We start from the raw sequence: 255 nt of genomic DNA on the forward strand, positions 1-255 counted from the left end.
GAACCGGAGTACAACGACGCGGATGTGGTCAGGAAGGTACAGGTGGGAGGCGAAATCTTCTGGAGGAATCGGGAATACAAGATCGGAAAGGCTTTTTATGGCAGGTGCATAGCGATCAGGGAGACGACGGAGGACGGCATCCACGATGTCTACTGGAGTAGACATCGTGTCGCTCGAATCGACTTGAACTTGCAGATCGTGACGGCAGGTAAGAAGATCTAAAACCGTCCACCATGTCTCCGAACATGTGTCCAC

General features: G+C 52.5%; 1 pseudogene. It reads left to right on the forward strand.

The features are described from left to right. Positions 1–222 (forward strand): annotated as a pseudogene (locus tag V6F91_RS27285) (IS481 family transposase); the annotation flags it as partial. Positions 223–255 lie beyond the last annotated feature (33 nt).

It is taken from the genome of Pseudomonas koreensis (assembly GCF_036668835.1).
Classification (GTDB): Bacteria; Pseudomonadota; Gammaproteobacteria; order Pseudomonadales; family Pseudomonadaceae; genus Aquipseudomonas; species Aquipseudomonas koreensis_I.